At 73.6% G+C, this 23,130-nt stretch carries 25 protein-coding genes, 3 pseudogenes and 2 riboswitches; of the genes and pseudogenes, 16 read left to right on the forward strand and 12 right to left on the reverse strand.

Annotated elements, in window-relative coordinates; genetic code table 11:
- Window positions 1–241: 241 nt before the first annotated feature.
- The 3 genes from JSY14_RS12560 to JSY14_RS07735 form a co-directional block, all read right to left on the reverse strand.
- On the reverse strand, window positions 242–349 hold the full coding sequence (locus JSY14_RS12560; protein WP_432803626.1) for a hypothetical protein: 108 nt from the start codon (window positions 347–349) through the stop codon (window positions 242–244).
- A gap of 51 nt (window positions 350–400) precedes the next feature.
- Window positions 401–1,234 (reverse strand): peptidoglycan-binding domain-containing protein, encoded by an 834-nt coding sequence (locus JSY14_RS07730; protein WP_259558175.1) that lies wholly within the window; start codon window positions 1,232–1,234, stop codon window positions 401–403.
- Between the two features lie 429 nt (window positions 1,235–1,663).
- Window positions 1,664–1,978 (reverse strand): DMT family transporter, encoded by a 315-nt coding sequence (locus JSY14_RS07735; RefSeq protein WP_259558177.1) that lies wholly within the window; start codon window positions 1,976–1,978, stop codon window positions 1,664–1,666.
- Between the two features lie 10 nt (window positions 1,979–1,988).
- Window positions 1,989–2,052, reverse strand: a riboswitch (guanidine-III (ykkC-III) riboswitch).
- A 242-nt stretch (window positions 2,053–2,294) separates the two neighbouring features.
- Between JSY14_RS07735 and JSY14_RS07740 the strand changes: the two genes are divergently transcribed.
- The 4 genes from JSY14_RS07740 to JSY14_RS07755 all read left to right on the forward strand — a co-directional run bounded on the left by JSY14_RS07740 (window position 2,295) and on the right by JSY14_RS07755 (window position 6,038).
- Window positions 2,295–2,987, forward strand: coding sequence for a hypothetical protein (locus JSY14_RS07740; protein WP_259558178.1), 693 nt, complete (start codon window positions 2,295–2,297; stop codon window positions 2,985–2,987).
- Between the two features lie 311 nt (window positions 2,988–3,298).
- Window positions 3,299–3,931, forward strand: a complete 633-nt coding sequence (locus tag JSY14_RS07745; protein WP_259558180.1) for a hypothetical protein — start codon at window positions 3,299–3,301, stop codon at window positions 3,929–3,931.
- A 134-nt stretch (window positions 3,932–4,065) separates the two neighbouring features.
- Complete coding sequence (locus JSY14_RS07750; protein ID WP_259558181.1) at window positions 4,066–4,722, forward strand: copper chaperone PCu(A)C; 657 nt, start codon at window positions 4,066–4,068, stop codon at window positions 4,720–4,722.
- Entirely contained in the window at window positions 4,722–6,038 is a 1,317-nt protein-coding gene (locus JSY14_RS07755; RefSeq protein ID WP_259558182.1) for a Dyp-type peroxidase, read from the forward strand. Before JSY14_RS07750 ends, JSY14_RS07755 begins: the two co-directional genes overlap by 1 nt.
- A gap of 34 nt (window positions 6,039–6,072) precedes the next feature.
- Here JSY14_RS07755 and larC read toward each other — a convergent pair.
- The 3 genes and pseudogenes from larC to JSY14_RS07775 all read right to left on the reverse strand — a co-directional run bounded on the left by larC (window position 6,073) and on the right by JSY14_RS07775 (window position 7,982).
- Window positions 6,073–7,337: pseudogene (gene larC, locus JSY14_RS07760) on the reverse strand (nickel pincer cofactor biosynthesis protein LarC).
- A gap of 40 nt (window positions 7,338–7,377) precedes the next feature.
- Window positions 7,378–7,761, reverse strand: coding sequence for a type II toxin-antitoxin system VapC family toxin (locus JSY14_RS07770; protein WP_259558184.1), 384 nt, complete (start codon window positions 7,759–7,761; stop codon window positions 7,378–7,380).
- Window positions 7,758–7,982, reverse strand: coding sequence for a FitA-like ribbon-helix-helix domain-containing protein (locus tag JSY14_RS07775; RefSeq protein ID WP_259558185.1), 225 nt, complete (start codon window positions 7,980–7,982; stop codon window positions 7,758–7,760). The genes JSY14_RS07770 and JSY14_RS07775 overlap by 4 nt, the downstream gene beginning before the upstream one ends.
- 144 nt (window positions 7,983–8,126) lie before the next feature.
- Between JSY14_RS07775 and JSY14_RS07780 the strand changes: the two are divergent.
- The 3 genes and pseudogenes from JSY14_RS07780 to JSY14_RS07790 form a co-directional block, all read left to right on the forward strand.
- Window positions 8,127–8,432 (forward strand): annotated as a pseudogene (locus JSY14_RS07780) (lactate racemase domain-containing protein); the annotation flags it as partial.
- 47 nt (window positions 8,433–8,479) lie between these two features.
- A pseudogene (locus tag JSY14_RS07785) lies at window positions 8,480–8,959 on the forward strand (glucuronate isomerase); the annotation flags it as partial.
- A gap of 49 nt (window positions 8,960–9,008) precedes the next feature.
- Entirely contained in the window at window positions 9,009–10,064 is a 1,056-nt protein-coding gene (locus JSY14_RS07790; RefSeq protein WP_259558186.1) for a mannitol dehydrogenase family protein, read from the forward strand.
- Between the two features lie 26 nt (window positions 10,065–10,090).
- Here JSY14_RS07790 and JSY14_RS07795 read toward each other — a convergent pair whose 3' ends face one another.
- A complete protein-coding gene (locus JSY14_RS07795; protein ID WP_259558187.1) occupies window positions 10,091–11,575 on the reverse strand; it encodes a gluconokinase in 1,485 nt (494 codons plus the stop codon).
- A 228-nt stretch (window positions 11,576–11,803) separates the two neighbouring features.
- On the opposite strand from JSY14_RS07795, the gene JSY14_RS07800 reads away from it, so the two are divergent.
- The 8 genes from JSY14_RS07800 (at window position 11,804) to ribH (ending at window position 17,555) form a co-directional block, all read left to right on the forward strand.
- Window positions 11,804–12,091: an FAD-dependent oxidoreductase gene (locus tag JSY14_RS07800; RefSeq protein WP_259558188.1), complete on the forward strand. Its 288-nt coding sequence runs from the start codon at window positions 11,804–11,806 to the stop codon at window positions 12,089–12,091.
- Complete coding sequence (locus tag JSY14_RS07805; RefSeq protein ID WP_259558189.1) at window positions 12,025–13,134, forward strand: FAD-dependent oxidoreductase; 1,110 nt, start codon at window positions 12,025–12,027, stop codon at window positions 13,132–13,134. The genes JSY14_RS07800 and JSY14_RS07805 overlap by 67 nt, the downstream gene beginning before the upstream one ends.
- Entirely contained in the window at window positions 13,131–13,673 is a 543-nt protein-coding gene (locus JSY14_RS07810; protein ID WP_259558190.1) for a methylated-DNA--[protein]-cysteine S-methyltransferase, read from the forward strand. Before JSY14_RS07805 ends, JSY14_RS07810 begins: the two co-directional genes overlap by 4 nt.
- A 94-nt stretch (window positions 13,674–13,767) precedes the next feature.
- Window positions 13,768–13,901, forward strand: a riboswitch (FMN riboswitch).
- Between the two features lie 119 nt (window positions 13,902–14,020).
- Window positions 14,021–15,091, forward strand: a complete 1,071-nt coding sequence (ribD, locus tag JSY14_RS07815) for a bifunctional diaminohydroxyphosphoribosylaminopyrimidine deaminase/5-amino-6-(5-phosphoribosylamino)uracil reductase RibD (protein WP_259558191.1) — start codon at window positions 14,021–14,023, stop codon at window positions 15,089–15,091.
- A 9-nt stretch (window positions 15,092–15,100) separates the two neighbouring features.
- Window positions 15,101–15,766 (forward strand): riboflavin synthase, encoded by a 666-nt coding sequence (locus JSY14_RS07820; RefSeq protein WP_259558192.1) that lies wholly within the window; start codon window positions 15,101–15,103, stop codon window positions 15,764–15,766.
- Window positions 15,763–16,425 (forward strand): 3,4-dihydroxy-2-butanone-4-phosphate synthase, encoded by a 663-nt coding sequence (ribB, locus tag JSY14_RS07825; protein ID WP_259558193.1) that lies wholly within the window; start codon window positions 15,763–15,765, stop codon window positions 16,423–16,425. Before JSY14_RS07820 ends, ribB begins: the two co-directional genes overlap by 4 nt.
- On the forward strand, window positions 16,418–17,002 hold the full coding sequence (ribA, locus tag JSY14_RS07830; RefSeq protein WP_259558194.1) for a GTP cyclohydrolase II: 585 nt from the start codon (window positions 16,418–16,420) through the stop codon (window positions 17,000–17,002). The genes ribB and ribA overlap by 8 nt, the downstream gene beginning before the upstream one ends.
- A 73-nt stretch (window positions 17,003–17,075) precedes the next feature.
- On the forward strand, window positions 17,076–17,555 hold the full coding sequence (ribH, locus tag JSY14_RS07835) for a 6,7-dimethyl-8-ribityllumazine synthase (RefSeq protein WP_259558195.1): 480 nt from the start codon (window positions 17,076–17,078) through the stop codon (window positions 17,553–17,555).
- 97 nt (window positions 17,556–17,652) lie between these two features.
- On the opposite strand, the gene JSY14_RS07840 is transcribed toward ribH, so the two are convergent.
- The 5 genes from JSY14_RS07840 to JSY14_RS07860 all read right to left on the reverse strand — a co-directional run bounded on the left by JSY14_RS07840 (window position 17,653) and on the right by JSY14_RS07860 (window position 22,204).
- The gene (locus tag JSY14_RS07840; RefSeq protein WP_259558197.1) at window positions 17,653–18,546 is read right to left on the reverse strand and encodes an SDR family oxidoreductase; all 894 of its coding nucleotides are present in this window, start codon (window positions 18,544–18,546) and stop codon (window positions 17,653–17,655) included.
- Window positions 18,547–18,753: 207 nt separating this feature from the next.
- A complete protein-coding gene (locus tag JSY14_RS07845; RefSeq protein WP_259558199.1) occupies window positions 18,754–19,554 on the reverse strand; it encodes a hypothetical protein in 801 nt (266 codons plus the stop codon).
- Window positions 19,545–20,483: a hypothetical protein gene (locus JSY14_RS07850; protein WP_259558201.1), complete on the reverse strand. Its 939-nt coding sequence runs from the start codon at window positions 20,481–20,483 to the stop codon at window positions 19,545–19,547. The genes JSY14_RS07845 and JSY14_RS07850 overlap by 10 nt, the downstream gene beginning before the upstream one ends.
- A gap of 110 nt (window positions 20,484–20,593) precedes the next feature.
- On the reverse strand, window positions 20,594–21,670 hold the full coding sequence (locus JSY14_RS07855) for an LLM class flavin-dependent oxidoreductase (RefSeq protein ID WP_259558202.1): 1,077 nt from the start codon (window positions 21,668–21,670) through the stop codon (window positions 20,594–20,596).
- A 105-nt stretch (window positions 21,671–21,775) separates the two neighbouring features.
- Window positions 21,776–22,204 (reverse strand): VOC family protein, encoded by a 429-nt coding sequence (locus tag JSY14_RS07860; RefSeq protein ID WP_259558203.1) that lies wholly within the window; start codon window positions 22,202–22,204, stop codon window positions 21,776–21,778.
- Window positions 22,205–22,340: 136 nt separating this feature from the next.
- Here JSY14_RS07860 and JSY14_RS07865 point away from each other — a divergent pair, with 136 nt between their 5' ends.
- The gene (locus JSY14_RS07865) at window positions 22,341–23,102 is read left to right on the forward strand and encodes a glycerophosphodiester phosphodiesterase (protein WP_259558204.1); all 762 of its coding nucleotides are present in this window, start codon (window positions 22,341–22,343) and stop codon (window positions 23,100–23,102) included.
- Window positions 23,103–23,130: the final 28 nt, after the last annotated feature.

Raw genomic sequence — 23,130 nt, forward strand, 5'->3', positions numbered from 1 at the left:
TTCCTCTCGGGGAGTGGCGGAGGTCCCTGCCCAGTATCCGGCGGGGCAGCGGATCCATCAGGTGATCGTGCCGAACGCGCTGGCAGCGCGTCAGTTCCGGGTGGTCAGTGGTGGGCCGAGGTCGCGGTGCGCGCAACCTGAAGCATCTCCCGTTCCGTGATACCCACGACGCGGGCCGCAGCGGACACGTCTCAGAACTCGGGCTCCCACGCGCAATCATGCCGTTGTCGTCGCGGGCAACCTACACCGCGATCCGCTGACCGTGCACCTTGACGTGTTCGAAGGAGCGGGTGCGGAGGCGGCGCTCCACGGCATGCAGCCGCACACCGGGCGTTCCCGTGGTGCGCATGAGCAGATCGACGAGCTCGTCGGCGGCGTCGACTGATGAGGGCGTGCACCGTCACAGCAGGCCGGCCGTGCTCCAACACGATCCGCGTGAGCCACTCGTACATTGCGCCGTGGCCCAGGAGACCATCGGCCACCCCCGGCCGCAGGTGCAGATCCAGGTCGTCCTCTTTACCTCGATCGGCACGGCGGAGGCGGGGGTGTCATGGATGCCGTCGCGTGGTGAACCGGTGGGATGGCCGACTGGGTCCCCGATCACCACGCGCACTACGTCTGGTCGGCCCGGGGTTTCCTCAGTGCCGGTGTCGATCCCGTGGGCCAGCTGGGTCATCGCGGGCTGCGGGCCCGCCGTGTTGGCGAGGCCGCGCACCAGGGCCGCACCGGTGGGGGATGTCGAGCTCATCGGCGCCGGGGCGACGCCTCGTGCGACCTTCTGGCCACCGTGCGCGTGGGGGCCGCGGAAGTACTTCTCCATCGAGTAGGGCACAGGGCCGCCGTTGTGGGCGGTCAGCCAGTACTTGGCGCGAGCGACAGCCTTGGCGCGGGAGATCGGTCGATCCCAGGCGTCCACGAGGATCGGGCTCGGAGTACCGCTGCCCGGGTTCTCCCCGATGCGGGTGACACCCATGTGGCGGCGAGTGGTGGCGCCGGCGCGACCGTCGGCGGGCAGACCGTGGCGACGCTGATAGGCGAGCACCGCGCTGCGGGTCGCATCACCGTAGAGGCCATCGGCGGTGACGCCCGCGGCGCGCTGCACCTGGACGAGCGTGAGATCGGCGTGGGCGGCCCCGGGCAGGAGCAGTCCGCTGCCGACGGCGCCGGTGACGGCAGCGACCCGCAGCAGGCCGCGGCGTGAGGTGTGATGGTCGCGCCGAGCATCGGGGGACATGATCATCCTTCCCTCGAGAGGGTCTCGCTGCTGTGTCGATGGGTGGGTCGGCCGCGGACCCGGAGCGCCCGGCGCGATCGGTCGTCCCGGTGCCCGGTCTCCCGGTGTCCGGCGGCGCTGCCACGCTAGGGATGCCCTGGCGCCGGGGTCGATGGGGACAGGTCCCCACACCCCGGGCTTGACGGACCGCCGGGTCAGGGGAAATGCGGGTCACGCCGGGTGTGTGGCGCGACCCTGGGCGACCAGAGGGGCGTTCCGAGCGGCCGGGGTGCCCGCTCAGGCGGGGTGTCGGACCGGTCGGATGGACACGTCGAACCGCATGTGGACCCGTTCCCGCGATGTGCCGTGTCTGTTCCCGTGTGTGGAACGGAGGTGGCACCTCGCGGAGGTGGCACATCATGGGGGTGTGGGTGGAGGTATCCGCGACCCTCACCCCACGAGCTTCAGCCCGATCACCCCGCCCACGATCATCGCCAGGAACACAACCTTCGCGAGGCTCACGGGCTCCGTGCCGGTGACGATGCCGACCAGCACCGTGAGTGTCGCACCGATCCCGACCCACACGGCATAGGCGGTGCCGGTGGGCAGGTCACGCATGGCCCAGGCCAGCCCCCACATGCTGAGCACCGACGCGACCGCGAAGACCAGTGACGGGATGAGTCGGGTGAACCCTTCGGAGCGGCCGAGGGCAGTGGCCCACACGGCTTCCAGGGCACCCGAGAGCACGAGAACGATCCAGGACATGACAGCCTCCTGTGGCCGTCTTGTCGCTCGCCGGGTACGGCTCCCTCCTCCGGGGCCACGTGTCGTGGCTCCCACCCAGGGTCGCGCATTCCGGGGCGTGCGGCGGGTCGCCGCCCCCACCGTCGGCTTGTCTCCCGGGTGGGCGGTCCTGACGGGGATCACGGGGGAGCCACGCAGTCCCGATGTTCCCGACGGGTAGGTGATTCGCGCGACAGTCAGATATATTTCAGACACTCGTGCGAACGGGACGCAGGTGGGCGCCCCGGGGTACGCGATGTCGGCGCGACCAGCGCCGTGAGCTCTCAGGGAGATAGTCATGACTGTGTCGCGTTCGGTCGCCTCGCGCCGCAACCTGTTGAAGACCGCCTCGTGGACGGTGCCCTCCGCTGCGGTCGCCGTGACCGCACCGGCTCTGGCCGCGTCGACGGGTGGCGATTCCACGACTCCGCCCGGCAGCGGAGGCGGCGGCACCCCCACGAACCCGACCGACCCGACGGATCCCACCTCGCCCGCGTGCGGTGCGGTCACCCACACCTTCGGCGCGACGATCGACCTCGACACCCCCGACTACTCCAACGCCAACTACACGGGCTCGCTGAAATCCCCGGACGATCCCGTCAACGGGAAGCTGCAGCACTACGTCATCGACGGTTCCCGCGTGTACTGGCGGCCGGTGCTCGGCTTCCTGGACGGCGCGGAGCCGGGGGCGAAGCTGACCATCCCGATCGACCCGACGTGGTCCGAACCCCGGGTCGACAACTACCTCGGCAACGCCCTGTACGCCCGCTTCGACGGTCCGAACGCGTCTCTGATGACCTCCGACCTGGCGCAGCCGGCGGTCACCATCACCGACACCGAGATCACCTTCGTGTGGAACGAGGCCATCGCTCCGGGAGCGGCCGGTGGCATCGTCATCTCAGCCCTCCCGCTGGGCGGCTCCGAGGCGGTGCACGCCGGGGATCCGTACTTCGGTCAGGCGACGCTGACCTTCACCCCTGCCTCCTGCTGACGCTCCACTCTGCTGATCGGCCCGGAGCACCCTGGAGTCTGCGGGGTGCGCCCCGCGGCGTGACACCGCACCCCGCCGGGGGTGTCGCGGCCCACGATGTCGACCGGCCGGGTCCTGCGACCCGGCCGGTCGCCGTCGTCTCGGCCTCGCTCGCCACACGCCTCGTGACCGGCGGAACCGTCGCGTCCGCGGGCTCGGCCGGCCGCCGGGCGGTGATCCCCGGTGGGGGTCGGCCAGGCACGCTGTGACCTGCGACTCCCGGGGGACGTTCACCGGAGGGGACTGCGGTGCGGCAGGGGGAGATTGGGGGCGTGTTCCTGAGGGAGGCGCGCTGGCGTCTGCTGCGCGCCATCCCGGCGGCGTCGGTGATCACCGCGGGAGCGGTGTCCGCGCACATGCTGGGTGGTGCGCCGATGCCCGACGCCACGGTGATCGTCCGCACCGGTCTGGTGACCGCGGTCGTGTGCCTTCTCCTGGTGGGGGTGAGGCTCGGGCCCGCGCGCCTGGTGGCAGCAGTGCTGGCGGGGCATCTGGCCTTTCATCACCTCTTCGCTGCGCACGCGGGCACCTCTGCCGCCGAGCACGTGGGCACCGCCGAGCATGCCGGCGGGAGTGCAGCACACGCCCACGTCGCTCACGGTGCAGTGACCGGTGACGTGCCCGGGCCGATGGTCCTCACCCACCTTGCTCTCGCTCTGGTCACGGGACTGCTGCTGCACCACGGTGAATCCCTGCTGCACCGGTGCCTGGAGCTCGCCCGGTGCGTGGCCGACCGTCTCCTGCCCGCCCGGCCCACTGACCCCGCGGTGCCCGTCGGGCCGCACCTGCGGGACCGGCCCCCGATGCGGGCGCGCCGGATCCTGCGGCGCCCTGTGTTGTGTGTGATGCGGTGGCGCGGACCACCGAGCGGGCAGGGACGCCTCCCACTGCCGTCAGCCCCCTGACCAGGTCGGGCGGTCGAGACACCGCGGGTGAGGGCGTCCACGCACCCCGCGTGACGACGTCCGCACACCCAGCATGACGGGATGGCGACCCCACCCCACGGTCCCGCTCACCCTCACATCACCCGAGGTCACCCATGAACATCACCCCTGCCCCTACCCCCAGCTCCGCGACCCCCACCACCAGTGCGGATGCCCGGGAGGTCCGCCCGCGTCTCGGCGGCCCCCAGCCGGGTCGTCGTCGACTCCTGGCCGGGTTCACCGGAGCTGCCGTGTTGGCCCTCGCGGCCTGCGCCGCTGACGACACCCCCGCGTCCTCCACCGGCACCTCCGCCGCGGAGGCCGCCACCGCCACCTCAGCCCCGTCCGACGGCGGCGCCGCCGGTGATGCCCCCGTCGAGATCCACGACGCCTGGGCGAAGGCCGCCGAAACCGGCATGACCGGCGTGTTCGCCCGGATCGTCAACACCGGCGACGCGACGATCACCCTGGTGGCCGCGGAGTCCGACGCCGCCTCCCGCGTCGAACTGCACGAGACCGCCCCCGACGGCAGCGGCGGCATGAGCATGAACCAGAAGGAGGGCGGCTTCCCGATCGAGCCCGGTGCCGCCCTCGAGCTCGCCCCCGGCGGCGACCACATCATGCTCATGGGGCTCACCCGCCCCGTCCCGCCGGGGGAGAGCATCACCATCACGCTACGGTTCGCCGACGGCTCCACGGTGGCGCTGGAGGCTGTCGCCAAGGAGTTCGCCGGGGCCAACGAGTCCTACGCGAGCGACGGGGGCGGGCACTGATGTCCTCCCCGGACGGACGGGACGCCGCCCCCGCCGACCCCGGACGCCGACGCGTGCTGCGCGCCGGCGCCCTCGGGGCCGGCGCCGCCACCCTGGGTGCCGCCGGAGTCGGCGGGGCGTGGGCCCTGAGTACGCAACGCGGGGGTGGCCCGACGGCTGCTGCGCCGGGCACCCCGACCGCCACCGCATCGGCCGACCCCGCAGCCCCCGAGGCCGCAGCCGCCCCGGCCGACACCCCGCTGTTCGGCGACCAGACCGTGCCGTTCCACGGTGAGCACCAGGCCGGGATCGAGACCGCGCCGCAGGCGGCCGCGACCCTGCTGGGCCTCGACCTGAGACCCGGCACGGACCTGGCCGCGCTGCGTCGGCTGCTGCGGCTGCTCACCGACGACGCCGCCCGCCTCACCCAGGGGGAGCCGGCACTCGCCGATGTCGAACCGGAGATGACCCGCGAACCGGCCCGGCTCACCGTCACCGTCGGCTTCGGCCCCGGGCTGATGACCGCCGCCGGCCGCACGCCGCCCGACTGGCTAGCCCCTCTGCCCGCCTTCCAGATCGATCAGCTCCAGCCCCGGTACACCGGTTCCGACCTGTTGATCCAGGTGGCGGCCGACGATCCGCTGGTCGTGGCCCATGCCGCGCGGCTGCTCGCCAAGGACGCCCGCGCGTTCACCACCGCCCGGTTCACGCAGCGCGGTTTCCGTCGGGCCCGGGGAACGCAGCCGGGCGGCACCACGCAGCGGAACCTGTTCGGTCAGCTCGACGGGTCGGCGAACCCGCAGCTGGGCAGTGAGCACTTCCGCCGGGTGGTCTGGATTCCGGACGGCCCATTCGCGGGCGGCACCAGCCTGGTGCTGCGGCGGATCCGCATGGACCTCGACACCTGGGACGCCGTCGACCGGGTGGCCCGGGAGAACGCCGTCGGCCGACACCTCGACACCGGTGCCCCGCTCGGTGGCCGGGCCGAGCAGGACCTCCCGGACTTCGAGGCCCTCACACCGCACGGCTTCGCGCGGATCCCCGAGTTCTCGCACATGCGGCGGGCACGGGGCGTGGATGAGAGCCGCCACGACGAGATCTTCCGGCGGCCCTACAACTACGAGGAGACCGTGGGGCCCGAGGGAGAGCTGGAGTCGGGGCTGCTGTTCCTGTCGTTCCAGGCGGACCTGCGCGCCCAGTTCCTGCCGATCCAGCAGCGTCTGGCGGAGCTGGATCTGCTGAACCAGTGGACCACCCCGGTCGGATCCACGGTGGTCGCGATCCCACCGGGGTGTCAGGAGGGCGAATACCTGGGGCAGTCGGTGCTGGAGGGCTGAGCGGACCGGGCCCGGGTGGCGTTCGGGCCGGCCCCTACCTGTCCTCCTCGCAGAGGGCCCGCGCCTGCGCCAGGGCCTGCCGTTCGGTCATGCCCAGGGCGCGGGCCGCGGCGGCGACGTCCCGGAACTCCGGTTCCCTCCGCCGCACCACCCCGTCGGTGTCGCGCGCGACCTTCCCCCGGATCCGGTGTCCCTCCAGTGCGACCTCCTCGAAGCTGCGGGTGCGGATGCTGCGCTCGACCACGTGGCGTCGTACGCCGAGGCTGCCGGTCAGTGCCATGATCCGCTCCGATGCGGAGGGTGCGTCCCCGGTGCGGACGAGCGCGTGGACGGTGACGGCGGGGCGCCCGCCCTTCATGACGATCGGGGTCAGCCACGCATCCAGAGCGCCGTCGGACAGCAGGCTGTCGACCACCCCGGGCCACAACCGGGGATCGAGGTCATCGACGTTGGCCTCGAGCTGCACTGCACGGGTCGGGGTGTCGTCGGCGTCGACCGGGGTCTGGGCGGCGCCGACCCCCTGTCCCTGCCAGGCCCGCCCGATGAACACCCGCACCACGTTCGGCAGGCCGGGGGTGTCCTTGGTACCCGCTCCCAGGCCGATCGCCTCGACCTGCAGCGCCGGCTGGGGGCCGGGGCGGTCGGCGAGGGCGCGCAGGAGCGCCATCCCGGTCGGGGTGGTGAGTTCGCCGATGCCGGGGGCGACACCGGGCGGGACCCGCCGTCCATCGTGCCCGTGCCCGTGCCCCTCCGCACCGATCGCATGGCCGCGCGGCGGGAGCAGTTCCCCGGTGACCGTCGGCCACCCCACGGCGAGCCGCGCCACCGCCGGGACCGGCACCGGGATGTCCCCGTGCGCCGCCCGGATCCGACCGGACCCCACCGCCACCACGCTGCCGACGGCCCGTCGATCCTGAGCTGCCGCCAGGCCTCGCAGGCGCCCACCACATCGGCGATCGAATCCAGCGCCCCAACCTCGTGGAAATGGATCTGCTCGGCGGGGACGCCATGGGCCGCGGCCTCGGCCTGCGCCAGGCGCCCGAAGACGTCGAGGGCGAGCTCGGCGGTGCGGTCGGGGATGACCCCCGACGCCCTGGCCGAGGTGAGCAGGTCGCGGATCGACGCCCAGGTGCGGTGCGGAGGGTCCGTCACCAGAACCTCGACGTCGACCTTCAGCGCCGTCTGGCCTCCCCGGTCGACACGCGTGGTGCGCAGCGCGACCGATCCGGGGATGAGCGCATCGAGCACCCGCTGCACACGCCCCGCATCGGCGCCGGCGTCGGCAGCGGGGGAGGACATGCCAACGATGCTATGGGGCCCCGTGGTCGCCAGGGCCCGATCACGGCGTGACGGCGCAGTCCGGTGCCGCGCGGACCACCCGTGCGTCCAGCGTCAACAGCGCGCACTCCAGATCGCGAGCCAGGACCACATAAAGGGCGTCATACGCGGAACGGTTGTGACGCAGCGCGAGGACAGCCGGGAGCCGGGGTGTCATGTCGACCAGATCGATACCCAGGAGGGGGAACTCGCGCAGCGCCCGGACACCGTCCGCCTCGCGGAGATGCCCGCCGAGCATCCACCCGCGGACCACTGAGGTCACCTCTGCAGTCAGGTGTGAGGGGGCGACCAGGTGCTCCCCGGCGAGATGACGGCGGGCGGGGCCACTCCGTGAGGTGTTGAGAAGGACCTCCGCGACCACGGAGGCATCGACGACAAGGGTCATCGCTCGGCGCGGGCCTCAGCCAGGACCTCGGCGGCCGGAGGCACATCGGCCTGTGCGCGGGCAGCGATCCGAGCCAGCACCTCTTCCTGGCTCGGCTGCTCGGCCAGGCGCGTCACCTCCGCGAGGAGGTAATCGCTGAGCGAGCGCCCCGCCAGCGCCGCCTTGGCCTTGAGAGCGCGGCTGGTGGACTCCGGGACGTTGCGGATCTGCAGCGTGGTCATGCGATCAGCATAGGGGGCATGTGTAGTGCATGCCCGGGTGGTGCCGCGCACGGGTGGGGTGTGCAGCCGCTGATCGGGACCGCCCCATCGGCATCCCATGGCAAGCCCGCCCGCCCCGCGCAGTGCCGCCCCTAGGGTGGGCGCATGAGCAGCGCAGCCCCGCAGATCCTGCCGATCCCCGATGGTCTGGCCGAATCCGCCGCGGTCATCGGTGGCCCCGAGCAGACCCTGAGCGACGAGCAGATCGACGCGTTCATCGCGGAGCAGCTGGCAGGCACCGACGTCGACGGCCGCAGCGTCTGCGTGATCATCCCCGACGGCACCCGCTCCGTCCCGCTTCCCCGCGTGTTGCCCGCGGTGCACCGGGCCCTCGCGGGGCGAGTCTCCCAGGTGACGGGGCTGATCGCGCTGGGCACCCACGCGGAGATGAGCGATGAGGCGATCGCCCGGCTGATCGGGGCCCCGCCCGTCGACGCCGCGGCCAGCGCAACCGCTGCCACCCCGGCCGCCCCCATCGCAACCACCACACCGGCACCTTCGAGCGCTTCGGGGCAGACGTCGGCGCCGACATCCCGCTGGGGGTGGAGTACGTGGAGGCCCTCGCCCCGGTGCTCAACGACGTCGGGCTGTCCGACGGGTTCCGCCTGGTGCTGTTCACCATCGACGAGACCGTCTTCTCCCGGGAGATCGCACCGCTGGCCGGGTTCTACCCGTCGGTGTACGCGGGGGCGCCGTGGTGGTTCATCGATGCACCCGACGCGATCCTGCGGTTCCGCCGGGCGGTGTCGGAGACCATCGGTTACTCCCGGACCAGCGGATTCATCGACGACACCCGCGCGTTCTGCTCCATCCCGGCGCGGCATGACATGGCGCGCCGCCTCGACGCCCACCACCTGGCCGGGCTGGTGGCGGAGCACCGGATGCGCAGGGAGGACGCTCTCGCGCTCGCCGACACCCTGCCCGTCCAGCACCCCCGCAGCACCCCCGCGAGGTGTTCCGCCTCGACCGTGACCAGGAGGCGACCGCGTGACCGACCAGACCCCGAGCACCCCGGCGGAGCACCGCCTGGTGCACCTGGGCATCGGCAACTTCGCCCGCGCCCACACTCTGGTGTACACCGCCGCCGATCCCGCCTGGCGCGTCGTCGCGTTCACCGGCCGCTCCGCCCGCATGGCCCAGACCCTCACCGCGCAGGACGGCCGGTACGGGCTGATCGTGCGAGGCGCCGACGGCGATGACGTGTCGGTGATCGCCGTGCTGGAGGCCCTCGAGGAGTTCGCCGGGGATGCCGGGGACGTGAACGGGGTCGGTGGCTGGTTCGAGCAGCACGTCGACATCATCTCCACCATGGTCGACCGCATCACCCCGACCGCCTCCCCGGCGGACGCGCAGGTGGTACGGGACCAGACGGCTCTTGTCGATGCCACCCCGGTGGTCACCGAGCCCTTCCATGAGTGGGTGGTCGAGGACCGCTTCCGTGGTGCCCGGCCCGCGTGGGAGAAGGCCGGTGCGCAGCTGGTCGACGACGTCGAGATCCACGAGCGACGCAAGCTGCCCCTTCTCAACGGCGCCCACACGTACCTGGCGTACGCCGGGCAGCTGGCCGGGCACGAGCGGGTCGATCAGGCGATCGCCGATCCCACCCTGCGCGACGGGGTGGAGGCGCTGTGGGCGGAGGCCCGCGCCACCCTGCCGCTGCCGGAGCAGGAGCTCACCGAGTACACCTCCGCGTTGGTGGAGCGCTTCGCCAACCCCCGCCTCGCCGACCAGCTGCTGCGCATCGCGGCCGACGGCTCGGCGAAGCTGCGGGTGCGGACCCTGCCGGTGATCGCCGAGGCCGGTGGGCCGGAGGCGGCCCCCGGGGAGGTGGCGGTGGTGGCCGCCTGGACCGCCTGGGTCACGCAGCGGGTGCGCGCCGGTGGGGAGGTCTCCGACCCGCAGGCCGACGCGATCGCCGCCGCGGTGAAGGACGCGGGGCAGGACGATGCCGCTCGGGTGCGGGCCCTGGTGGGCCTCACCGGTGGCGAGGAGCTCGGACTCGACCTCGACGAGCTCGCGAGGGCGGTCCACGCGGCGGAGTGAGTGGGAAGGCCGAGCCGTCCCTGCCGTCAGGCGACGTCGGCCAGTGCCTCGAAGCGGGCCAGCCGCTCCCGGTAGTACTCGCCGTGCGCGGCCACCGGTTCCACGGTCTCCCGCACCGGCACCTCGGCGATGGGGACGTCTGGTGCCACCTGCTCCAGCGCCAGCAGCGCTGCCCCCCGCATGGTGGAGCGGGAGATCGCCACGTGGTCGATGGGTTTCTGCAGGGCGTCGGCCAGGAGGTGCAGCCACGCCGGCACATTCTCCGTCATCCCCCCGGACAGCACGATCCTTTGCGGCGCCCCGCCCACCAGCTCCAGCTGGTCGGCGATCCGCAGGTACGACAGGGCGAGGCCCTCGAGGGAGCCGCGCAGCAGGTCCTCGGCGGTGGTGGAGGCGCTGATGCCGGCGAAGACGGCGCGGGCACCGTCCCGCCACCGGGTGCCACGTTCCCCGGAGAGGAACGGCACCACCAGCGGGGTCGCGTCGCTGACCGGGGCCGACAGCAGGGCAGTGGTGTCGGTGTGGGCGATGTCCTCCGGGATCGCCAGCCGCGTACCGGCCCAGTCGAGCATCCGTCCGGCATCGCTCATGGCGGAGCCGACGAGAGTGCGCCGCTGATCGACCCGGTATGCCCACAGCCCCTCGGGCAGCCGGTCCACGTTCCCCTCGACCAGACGGCGGATCGCCCCGGAGGTGGCGGTGGAGATCCCCCACGTGTCGGGGCCGGTGGCGCCGATGCCGAGGTTCGCGGTGAGGCCGTCACCGACGACCGGCACCCACATCGCGCCTACGAGCTGCGGGAACTCCCGGGCGAGGGGGGAGTCGGCCAGCGGCAGGGTGTCGGAGGGGTCGCGCGGTCGGCCGAGCTCTGCGGTCTCGGTGTCGGTGGCCTGCAGCAGCTCCGGCACGTACTCCCCGGTGCGGCGGTCGATCATCCCGGACCACGCCGCGGAGGCGGTGCCGAGCGCTGGCTCACCCAGCAGCCGCAGCGCCGCGTACTCCCCGAGGGCCATGAACCGAGCGGCACGCCGGGCGATGTCCGGCTGGTCCTCCCGCAGCCACCGCAGGCGCGGTGCCAGGTAGGAGGCGGCGATCCGGGCACCCGTGCGCTGATGCAGCGCGGCGGCGTCGAGCTGCGCGCGCAACGTCGCAACGTGGGCGCGGCAGCGGGTGTCGGCGTAGGTGATGCAGGGGCTGAGGGCGCGTCCGGTGTCGTCGACCACCACCAGGGAGGAGGCGAAGGTGTCGATGCCGATCGCCGCGACCGGAGCCTCGGTGCCGTCCAGCACAGCGCCGATGGCGGTGCGCAGCTCCTCGCACACCTGGTCGGCGTCGAGGGTGGAGGTGCCGTCGGCGGCGGTGGTGAAGGCGTGGGGCACCTTGTGTCTGTGCCCGGCGACCTCCCGCCCGGTGGCGTCGTAGAGGGCGGCGCGGGTGCCGCCGGAACCGACGTCGAGGCCGAGCACGAACGGAGCGATGGCGTGGGCCGGGTCGACGGCGAAGCGGCTCATGCGGGGTCCTTCCGGGGCGCGCGGGCCGGTGCGGCGGCGCACGCGAGGTGGGTGGGCTGGTGCGGCCACTCTAGGCATCGGGGCGGGGAGGACCCGGGGCTGGCCGGGGATTGCCAGGGCGGATGCGCCGCCGACCCCCAGCCCTGCCGCGTAGGCTCGCGGGACTGCCGGGGCGGCCCGGGACCGCCCGGGGCCGACACCCCGCCGCCGACGAGAGGGGCCCTGCCCATGACCTCCGCCCGCACGATCGTCCTCGGGGCGGGTCCGAGCGGCCTGGCCTGTGCTCTGCTGCTGGCGGCCCGCGGCCACGACGTCACGATCCTCGAGGCCGCCGAGCAGCTGGACCTCGACCCCACCTCCAGCTACCCGATCGGAGTGAACCCCCGCGGCCAGGAGACCCTCCGCCGCATCGACCCCGTCCTGCTGGCGCGGCTGCGCACCGAGGGGAGGTGGTCGAGAACTTCCGCATCCACGTCGGGCGCCGCCGGGTGGCCCGCCTGCGCAGCGGCACCCTGATCGCCACCACCCGCGCCGGGCTCACGGCGATGCTGTGGGAGCGGGCCCTGGCCACCCCCGCGATCACGGTGCGCCTCGGCACCCGCGTGGTCGACCTCGACCCCACCACCCGCACCCTCACCCTCGAGGGGACGGACGGGGGCCGCTCCACCCTCGATGCCTCCGACGCCCGGGTGGTCGCCGCCGATGGGGTGCATTCGACAGCCCGCAGCGCCCTCGTGCAGCGCGGGGTACTGACGCCGCCGCGGACCCTCGACTGGGGGGTGCGGTTCCGTGTCGCCACCTCCGCCCCGGGGGCGAGCGCCCCCGGCATGCACCCCGAGGATCACCACATCTTCACCAGCAAGGGCATCTACACCGCGACCCTGCGTGACGGCGTGTGGTGCGTGGTGATGACGGCGATCGAGGGCGACCCCAGCGAGCAGCTGGTCCTCACCGAGCGCTCCGACGCGGCGACCCTCGATGCCCTTGCGGCGCACCTGCGGGAGCACGCCCCGGCGGCAGCGCCGCTGCTCACCCGTGAGGACCTCGCGGCCTTCACCCGGCAGCGGTCTTTCGGCGGGGCGGTGGTGATCTGCCCTCAGCTGGTGGTCGACGACTGGCTGGTGCTGGTCGGAGACGCCGCGCACGGGGTGATCCCGCCGACGGGGGAGGGCGGCAACGCGGGCCTGGAGGATGCCGCGGTGCTCACCGAGCATCTGGCCTCCGGGGCGGCCCGTCCACTGGCCGACTACCAGGCGGCCCGGGTGCCCGACCTGCACGCGCTCGGCCAGTATGCGTGGGCGCTGTGCGAGAACCTCCGCGGCGGCGACCCGGCCCGGGCCACCGCCACCACCGTGCTGCGGATCCTCGACTCCACCGCGGCCGCGCTGCACCTGCCGTCGGCGCAGGTGGAGCGGCGGCTGTTCGGGCCCGAGGCCGGACGCACCCCGTACCGGGAGGCCCTCGGGCCGTGGCTGCGGCAGCGCCGCCGGCTGCTGCCGCCCCTCGAGGCGGGCCTGCGAGTGGCATTCCGCGGGGCCGGCCGGGGAGGCCGCCGGTGAACGCCCCGGCCCTCGCACACCGCAATGTCGCGAGCCCGCTGGGGGAGCTGCTGTTGGTGGCGACCGCGACAGGCCTGGTGCGGGTGGCATTCAACGGAGAGGGTTTCGCGGCGGTGCTCGACACCGTCGCCCGCACGCTCGGGGTTGAGGACGTGGGCGGCAGGGAGGGTGCGGGCGCCGCGGGCCAACACCTCGAGACCGCCGCCCGGCAACTCGCCGAGTACGTGGCCGGGGAGCGGTGCGACATCGAGGTGCCGTTGGATCGGTCCCTGTCGCGCGGGTTCCGCGGCCAGGTGCAGGCGCAGCTGCAGACCATCCCGTACGGCACGACCGTCACGTACCGGCAGCTCGCCGAGGCCGTCGGCCGCCCGGCCGCGGTGCGCGCCGTCGGCACCGCCTGCGCCACGAACCCACTGCCGATCGTCATGCCCTGCCACCGGGTGGTCCGCTCCGACGGCGGCCTCGGCGGCTACCTGGGGGGTCTGGAGACGAAGCGGTTCCTGCTGGAGCTGGAGGCGACCGCCGCCCACCCGGCCTGACACCCGGCTCACGCCCCCCGCGGCGAGTCGGCCCGGTCGAGGCGTCCGCCACCCCGGCCCGCGGGGTCCCGCCCCGCCGGGCGTACGATGAGCGCGCATGATCCGGGAACTCGGTGGAACTCCGAACTGGCGGTGAGAGCCCGCTAACCCCCACGACCGCATGGCGCGGGGGCCTGGCCGGTGGAATTCCGGCGCCGACAGTCACAGTCTGGATGGGAGGATCGTGCGGTCGTCGCGCGCCTGCGTGACGTCATGACTCCATGCGGGCAGGGCCGGATCGGTCCTGCCCGTTGTGCTGTCGTCCTCCCACGACGTTCCCGGACCGGAACGATGTGGACGGAGGCGACATGGAACCCACCCCCAGCACCGTCGCGCCTCTCCCGGAGGCGCTGCTGCGCCGAATCCTCGAGGCCGCGGCACTCGGCCCGATCGGTGCCAACCCGCGGGTGGGTGCCGCCCTGGTCGCGCCCGACGGGACGATCCTCGCCCTCGGGCATCACCGCGGCGCGGGCACCCCGCACGCGGAAGCCGACGCCCTGGCCGCCGCCCGCGCCGCCGGGCACGACGTCCGCGGCGCCACCTGCGTCGTCACACTGGAACCGTGTGCCCATCAGGGCCGCACCCCCAGCTGCGCCCGCGCCCTGATCACCGCGGGCATCGGCGCCGTCCGCTACGCGGTGCCCGACCCGCACGCCCCCGCCGCCGGGGGTGCGCGTCTGCTCACCGACGCCGGTATCGACACCGGTCGCTGGGACGACCCGGCCCTCACCGCCGAGGCGGAGGCCCTGAACCGCCGCTGGCTGCAGGCCATCACGCAGGAGCGTCCACTGGTCACTGCGAAGGTGGCGCAGACCCTCGACGGTCGGATCGCCGCGGCCGACGGCACCAGCCAGTGGATCACCGGCCCCGAGGGGCGCGCGGCTGGTCACGCCCTGCGCGCCGTGGTCGACGCGATCGCCGTCGGCACCGGCACCGCCCTGGCCGACGACCCCGCCCTGACCGCCCGCACCCCCGACGGTGCCCTGCACCCGCACCAGCCGCTGCGCGTCGTCCTCGGCCGACGCCCCCTGCCGCCGGAGGCCCGGCTGCACCGCACCGACGGTGGGCCCGTGCTGCAGTTCGACGGTCGCGACCTGGCCGCGGACCTGCGCCTGCTGCGCCGCGACCACGGTGTGGAGCATCTGCTGCTGGAGGGCGGGGCGGGTCTGCTCGCCGCCGCGCTGCGGGCAGACCTGGTCGATGACCTGTGGGTGCACCTGGCGCCGACCCTGCTGGGGGAGGGCCGCAGCGGCGTCGGCCCCCTCGGCATCGCGACCCTCGCGCACCGCCTCGATCTCGACCTTGTGCCCGGCAGCGTGCAGCAGCTGGGCCGCGACCTGTTGTTCCACGCCCAACCGGCCCCGCGCCGCACGGCCTGAAGGAGACCCATGTTCACCGGCATCATCACCGGGCTCGGCACGATCCGTGCGATCACCCACGGCCCCGACCACACCGCCACCCTCACCCTGGACGGACCCGCCGAGCTGCTGGCCGACCTGCCCCGCGGCGGGTCCCTCGCGGTCTCCGGGGTGTGCCTCACGGCGGTCGAGCCGGTGTCGGACCCCGCGGCGGCGGCGTCCGACACCGGAGCGTCCGCCGCCTTCACCGCTGTCGCGATGGGCGAGACCCTGGACCGCACCACCCTCGGCCACCTCACCCCCGGGGACCGCGTGAACCTGGAGCGCTGCACCCGCGTCGACGACCGCCTCGACGGTCACGTGGTGCAGGGGCACGTCGACGGGGTCGGCACCGTCCGGCAGGTGGAGGACGACGGCACCTGGCGGCGGCTGCGCGTCGGCATCCCCGCAGGCCTGGCCGGTCAGGTGGCGGAGAAGGGCGCGGTGGCGCTGGACGGTGTGTCCCTCACCGTCACCGCTGTGAGTGACCCGGGGGCCGCCGAGCCGTGGTTGGAGGTGGCACTGATCCCCGAGACCCTCGCCGCGACCACCCTCGGTGCGGCCCGGGAGGGCACCGCGGTGAACATCGAGACCGACGCCCTCGCGAAGTACACCGAGAGGCTGCTGGCTGTGCGGGCGGCGGAGGCACGGCGATGAGCGCGACCCCGCAGACGGCTCCCGCGCTGGCCCTCACCCCGCTGCCGGAGGCTCTGGAGCGGCTGCGCCGTGGCGAACCCGTGGTGGTGCTCGACGACGTCGACCGCGAGAACGAGGGCGACCTGATCCTCGCCGCCCAGCTCGCGACCCCCCGCACCATGGGCTTCCTGGTGCGCCACACCTCCGGATACCTGTGTGCGCCGATGCCGCGGGACCTCGCTGCACGCCTCGAGCTGCCGCTGATGGTGCCGAGTACCGAAGACCCCCTGCGCACCGCCTACACCATCAGCTGCGACGCCCGGGAGGGCGTCACCACCGGGATCTCCTCCGCCGACCGGGCCCGCACCGTGCGGACCCTCGCCACCGGCACCGCCGCCGACCTGATCCGCCCCGGGCATGTGCTGCCGCTGATCGCGAAGGACGGTGGCCTGCGGGAACGACGCGGCCACACCGAAGCGGCCGTGGAGCTGATGCGCTGGGCCGGGGTGGCCCCCGTCGGCGTGATCGGTGAGGTGGTGCACGACGACGGCTCCCTCATGCGGGCCGATGACCTCGCCGCCTTCGCCCGCGAGCACGATCTGGCGATCCTCACCATCGAGCAGATGGTGCAGTCCCTCAGCGAGAGCGGGGGGACCCAGGAGCCGATGCCTGATGCCTGACCTGCCCCGCACCGACCCGATCGCGCTGCCGACACCGCACGGCACCTTCACCGTGCGCGCGTGGCGCGGCCGCGACGGGGAGCACCTGAGCCTGCAGGCCCCGGCGACCGCCACCGGCACCGCCCCGCTGGTCCGCGTTCACTCCGAATGCGCCACCGGGGACATCCTCGGTTCCTACCGCTGCGACTGCGGTGAACAGCTGGACCAGGCCCTCGCCCGGGTCGCCGCGGAGGGCGGCGCCGTGGTGTACCTGCGCGGGCAGGAGGGCCGCGGCATCGGCCTGTTCGAGAAGATCCGCGCCTACCACCTGCAGGATCAGGGCGCCGACACCGTCGAGGCGAACACCCTGCTGGGGCACGCCGACGACGCCCGCCGCTACGACGACGCCGCCGACATCCTGCGGGCGCTGGGCCTGACCTCCCTGCGTCTGCTGACCAACAACCCCGACAAGGTGGAGGCCCTCACCGGCCTCGGCCTGACGGTCACGTCCGTGGAACCGCTCATCGTGCCGCCACGGCCGGAGAACCTCCGCTACCTCACCACCAAGCGGGAGCGGATGCACCACGCCCTGCCCTGAGCAGGCGCGTCGCAGCCACCCGTCCCGTCCACTCCACCCCCACCCGACGACCATCCCCTGACAGGAGCAGCCCATGGCCGGACACGGCACCCCCACCACCCCTCTCACTCCCGCGGCCGACGGCCCCCGATCTCTCGGGATCGCCGCCGCCAGCTGGCACGCCGCCCTGATGGACCGGCTGCTCGACGGCGCGCGTCGGGCCGCCGCCAACGCGGGGGTCGACCAGGTCACCGTGGTGCGGGTGCCCGGCTCCTTCGAGGTGCCCGTCGCGGCGCAGGCCCTCGCCCGCACCCATGACGTCGTCGTCGGGCTCGGTGTGGTGGTGCGGGGGGAGACTTCGCATTTCGAGTACATCTCCGCCGCAGCCACGGAGGGTCTGGCCCGGGTGGCGCTGGATGAGTCCACGCCCGTCGGCAACGGCGTGCTCACCGTGAACACGATGGCGCAGGCCGAGGCCCGCGCCGGTGGCCCCGGTGCCGACGAGGACGCCGGCTACGCCGCCACCGAGGCCGCGATCCGTACGTTCCGGGCACTGGCCTCTCTCCCGCAGTGAGGGCGGTCGGTGGTTGAGCCCTGACGCGACGACGCCGGGGGCAGCCCCGCAGGGCTGCCCCGGCGTCACCGTCGGGTCAGCGCGCTCGCCGGACGGCTCACGGCGTGGGCATGCCGCCGTTCACGTTGAGGGTCTCGCCGAGCACGTAGCTGGACTCCGCAGAGGCGAGGAACACGTAGGCCGGTGCCACCTCGGTCGGCTGACCGGCGCGGCCCAGGTAGGTGTCCTTGCCGAACTTCGGCAGCTTCTCCTTCGGCTGGCCGTCGCTGACCTGCAGCGGCGTCCAGAAGGGGCCCGGGGCCACCGCGTTCACGCGGATCCCCTGCGGGCCGAGCTGCTGGGCGAGGCCCTTGGTGAACGCGTTGATCGCGGCCTTGGTGGAGGCGTAGTCGAGCAGCGTCTCCGACGGCTTGTACGCCTGCACCGAGGTCGAGTTGATGATCGAGGCGCCCTTGGGCAGCAGCGGCAGCGCAGCCCGCACGACGCGGAACATCGACAGGATGTTGACGTCGAAGGTCTGCTCCAGCTGCTCGTCGGTGATGTCGGCGATCTCCTCCTGGGCGATCTGCTTGCCGGCGTTGTTCACCAGGATGTCGAGGCCGCCGAGCGCATCGGCCGCGGTCTTCGGCAGCGAGGCGCAGAAGTCCTTGTCGGCGAGGTCGCCGGGGATCAGCACCGCCGTGCGGCCGGACTCCTCGATGACGCCCTTGACCCACTCGGCGTCGCGCTCCTCGGCGGGCAGGTAGGTGAGGGCGACGTCGGCCCCCTCCCGGGCGAAGGCGATCGCCACGGCGGCGCCGAGGCCGGAGTCCGCACCGGAGATCAGAGCCTTGCGGCCCTCGAGACGGCCCGTGCCGCGATAGGTGTCTTGGCCGCGGTCGGTCTGCGGCTCCAGCGTGGCGTCGAGGCCGGGCTCCTCCTGGTGCTGCTTCGGCGGCTCGATGGAGGGGTAGCGGGTGACGGGGTCAACCATCTGCAGCTGATCGGTCATGACAACTCCTTCGCAGGTCGGCCGGTGCTCACGCGCACCGGGATACCCCCACTGTTCCGCGTCGCGCCCTGCACCCCCAAGGATCATCCGACCACTTGGACGGGGGCGTCAGCGTCGTGCCCGCGCGTTCCGCGGGATGGAGCACTCCGCGCCAGGATCGGGGACCCGGCGGCGGCAGGACCAGTCACCCGATGCCGGCCGAGCAGCTCAGGAGGATTCGGCGCAGCGCTGCACGAGGCGGTGCAACCACGCCGCCGCGTGGGCGCGATCGAGCGGGTCCTCGTCCGACGGGTCCTCGGGACGCAGCAGGCCGAGGGCGATCGCCCAGGCGGTGTCCGGGTTCGCGTCGACGTCGCGCTCGGTCCTCGGTGCGGGCAGGGCCTCCCGGGCCAGAGCGGCGATCGCTGCGACGGCCTCCCCGGCTCGGATCGGCTCCTGCGGCCGCAGCCGGAACTCGGCATCGACCAGGAGGCCGCCGTGGGCATGGAGCCAGCGCAGGGCCGCGGCGGGGGCGGTGGTCTGGGGCAGATCCGTGACCGGCGTGGGCACGGTGGTGGGGGGCACCGGTCGCCCGACGAGGGTGTGCAGGGCGAGGGCGAGGTCGGCGCGGGTGAGGTTGACCGACGGATCCTCTCCGGCGTCGGGGGAGAGGAGCTGATGGTCGACGGCCCAGGACAGCGCCTCGGCGGCATCGACGTCGGCGATGCCGGCCGGGCCGGTCTGACCGGGGGTCGCGCGGGATCCATCATCCCCCGCGGTGTCACGGCGAGCGGTGACCCCCACCCCAGCAGTGACCAGCACTGCGGCCGCGATCGCCCCGCCTCCGAGCAGCAGCGTGCGACGGGACGAGGTGGAGGACGCCGAGGCGCCGGCGATGCCCCCCGGGGTCGGGGCGTCGGCGCGTGGGCGAGGCGCCGGGGCGGCGGATCCGTCGGGTGCCGGAGCAGGGGTGACCGTCGGTGACCCCGGGCGCAGATGCGGGGGTGTGGGCCGTTTGATCAGAGCCATCGCAGCTCCTTCATCCGACGCACCAGCGCCCAGCCCACGGCGAGGTTCCCCCAGGCGTTCAGGTGTCGCTCATCGCGGGCCACCAGACGGTGCGGCACATGCCCGCGCTGCAGATCGGCGGCGACGGCCGGGTCATCCTGCAGGCGCAGTGGCGCAAGGACCGGCACCGACGCCAGCCCCTCGGCGGTGGCGAGCAGCGACCGCAGGTCGAGGAACCGGCGTCCGTAGCGGCGGGCCTGCTCAGCGTTGACCGCGCTGAGGGCCGCCTCAGTGGCGGAACCGCGGGGGTCCAGCGGGGTGGGCCACTGACCCAGCACCAGGGAGTCCTCCGCGGGGTCGCGGGCGGCGTCCCACATGGCCTGCACGTCGGCGAGGACCTGGTCGACCTGCTCGATGTTGTTCTTGCCCATCCACAGCACCTGGCGCATGCCCTCGGCCGCCGCCCCCAGGGAGGAACGGAACACCGCCGGTGCCAGTGCCGCGCGGGGATCGTCGGCCACGAACTCCCACCCGGTGGGCGCGGTGCACCGCAGATGCCCGGGGATGCGACCGAGCATGCCGGGCATGTCGAGGGCTCCCCGCGGCGGCAGCACCGGGTCGAGGCCGACGGGCGCGCGGCCGATCGCCTGGGCGGCGGGCAGCAGCGGGTGGACCGTCGGGGCGGCCAGCCCCCGCTGCAGGAGGGTGTGGGTGGAGAGGATGCCGCCGCGCTCACCGTGGAGGATCACCGGCAGCGGCGCAGCGGCGGCGGCCAGGAGCTCATGCAGCCGGACCGGGACGGGCGCCCCCTCACCGCCGCCCTCGGAGGCCATCGAGGACGAACCCCACAGCACGATCCCGCGGGTGGTCTCGGGGATGCCGAGGGCCGCGCGGGCCTCGGGGATCCCGGGGGTCTGCGGGGGCGCGAAGGGCGCGGTCGAACTCGGCATCGCCGTCACCACCCCCGTGCCCCGTGCGTCGGCTGCGGCGGATCGCCGCTCGGGCACGAGTGTACGGAGGAGGGGACCGCGCGGGGAGTCTCAGGAACGCGGGTCGATCCTCAGGAACCCGTCACGGGATCCCCCTGCACAGGATCGCCCTGCACGGGGCCGTCGGTGTTGGGCCGCCAGCCCAGAGCCGGAGCCACATGCTCGGCCATGTTCTGCAGGATCCGCAGGTTGAGGTCGACGCCGAGCTGCGAGGGGATCGTCAGCATGAGCGTGTCCGCGGCCTCGACCGCGGCGTCGGCGCGCAGGGCCTCCACCAGGTCGTCCGGTTCTCCCACGTAGGTGCGGCCGAAGGTGGAACGGTATCCGTCGATCACGCCGATCTGGTCGGCCCCGTCCCCGGGGCGCAGGCCGAACATCATCCGGTCCTCCCCGGTGACGATCGGGAACACGCTGCGGGAGACGCTCACACGCGGCGCCCCGGTGTGCCCGGCCTCCCGATAGGCGGCGCGGTAGCGGTCGATCTGCTCGCGCTGAAGGTCCGCGAAGGCTTCCCCGGTGGCCTCGGTGAGCAGGGTGGAGCTCATGAGGTTCACGCCGAGGCGGCCGGCCCATTCGGCGGTCTCCCGGGTGCCGGCGCCCCACCAGATGCGGTCGATCAGCTGCGGGGCATGGGGCTCGACCCGCAGACGGGTGCCGGGCAGGGAGCGCTGGGGGTCGGCGGGGGCGAGCTTCTCGCCGCGCACGGCCCGCAGGAACAGGTCGAACTTCTCACGGGCGAGGTCCGCACCCCGCGGATCCTGGGAGCCCAGGTAGCCGAAGGTCTCCCACCCGCGGTCGGCCGCTTCGGGGCTGCCCCGGGAGACTCCGAGCGCGACCCTGCCGTCAGAGAGCAGATCCAGCGCCGCCGCCTCCTCCGCGAGGTACAGCGGGTTCTCGTAGCGCATGTCGATCACGCCGGTGCCGACCTCGATGCGGCGGGTGCGGGCGGCCATCGCCGACAGCAGTGGCATGGGGGAGGCCGACTGGGTGGCGAAGTGGTGCACCCGGACGTACGCCCCGTTCACACCGAGCTCGTCGGCACCGACGGCGATGTCCACCGCGTCGTGCAGCATCTGGCGGGCATCGACGCCGCGGACGCCGCTGCCGGCGCCGTAGTGACCGAAGCTGAGGAAACCGAAGGCACGCATGCCGGGGGAACGGCTCGACGACGCGGATCATTCCCCGCACCGGCGCGCCGCGCGCCGTCGTGTGCACCGGCGCACCGCGCGCCCGTCAGCGCGGGGCGCCTCACCTCAGCCGGCGGATCCCTCCGTGACGTTCACCTGCCACAGCACCCCGTACCTGTCCTTCACCTGCCCGTAGTGGTCACCCCACGGTGCCTTCTCGAACGGCATGGTGACCTCACCGCCGTCAGTGGTCAGGCGGTCGATGAGGTCCTGCGCCACCGCCGTGGTCTCCGGTTCGATGAGGAAGGAGTAGGTGCCGGACTCCAGGGAGGCGCCCCCGCCCAGCACGTCGTCACCGCCGGTCAGGCGCAGCATGCCGCCGTCCAGCAGGGCATGCGCCACCGCCTCGGCGGGCGGCTGGAACTCGCCCATGTCACCCATGTTCGCCTGGCCGTAGGTGAGCATGTCGAGGGTCCCACCGAAGACGTCGCGGTAGTAGGTGAGCACTTCGGCAGCGTTGCCGGGGAAGCTGATGTACGAACTGATACGGGTCATGCGGACCTCCAGGGTCTCGGAGCGGGGGCGCGGCCTGCGTCTCCCGTGGACGGGGCCAGTGTGGCGCAGGCGCCCGACAGACGAGTGACCGTGCAGTGAGGGGACACGGGATGCCGCAGCGGGCACACTGGCAGTCATGAGCTCCCAGGCCACGGACCATCCCACCCTCCCGGACATCGTCGGCCACCGCGGCGCCGCCCTGTGCGCCCCGGAGAACACGCTGCTGTCGCTGCGGCGGGCGATCGCCGACGGTGCCGACGCCGTCGAGGTCGACGTGCACCTCAGCCGCGACGGCGTGGTGATGGTGCTGCACGACGAGACGGTCGATCGCACCGCCACAGACACCTCCCCGTGCCGCACCGGCGCCGTCGCGGACCTCACCGCCGCAGAACTGGCCGAGGTGGAGCTTCCCGAGGGGCAGCGGATCCCGACGCTCGCGCAGGCCCTGGAGGTCTGCGTCCGCGAGGACGGCTCCCCGGTGCCGATGCTGGTCGAGGTGAAGGCCGTCGCGGCAGCCCGCGCGGCGGTGCGGGAGCTGCAGCGCCGCCACGGTGACCGGGTGGGGGAGAACGCGGTGGTGATCAGTTTCTACGCGGAGGCGCTGCGCGCCGTCCGGGAGGCCGAACCGCGCATCCCCCTCGGCTATCTCCAGGACAGCACCGACGCCTCGACCGCCTCGGTGCTGCGGGGCCTGCACGCCGAACGGTTGAGCGTCGACGTGGACCACGTGACCGCGGCCGGCGCACAGCTGGCCCGGGAGGCCGGCGCGGAGCTGCACGTGTGGACCACGAACACCGCCGAGCAGGTGGACCGTGCCCTCGCCGCGGGGGCCGCGTCCCTCACGACCGATGATCCGCGGCGGATCCGGGCGATGGTCGAGGCCCGCCGGGCGCGGTGACAGCGGGCGGGGTGACGGTGACCGCGCG

The sequence above is a fragment of the Brachybacterium sillae genome (assembly GCF_025028335.1).
Lineage (GTDB): Bacteria > Actinomycetota > Actinomycetes > Actinomycetales > Dermabacteraceae > Brachybacterium > Brachybacterium sillae.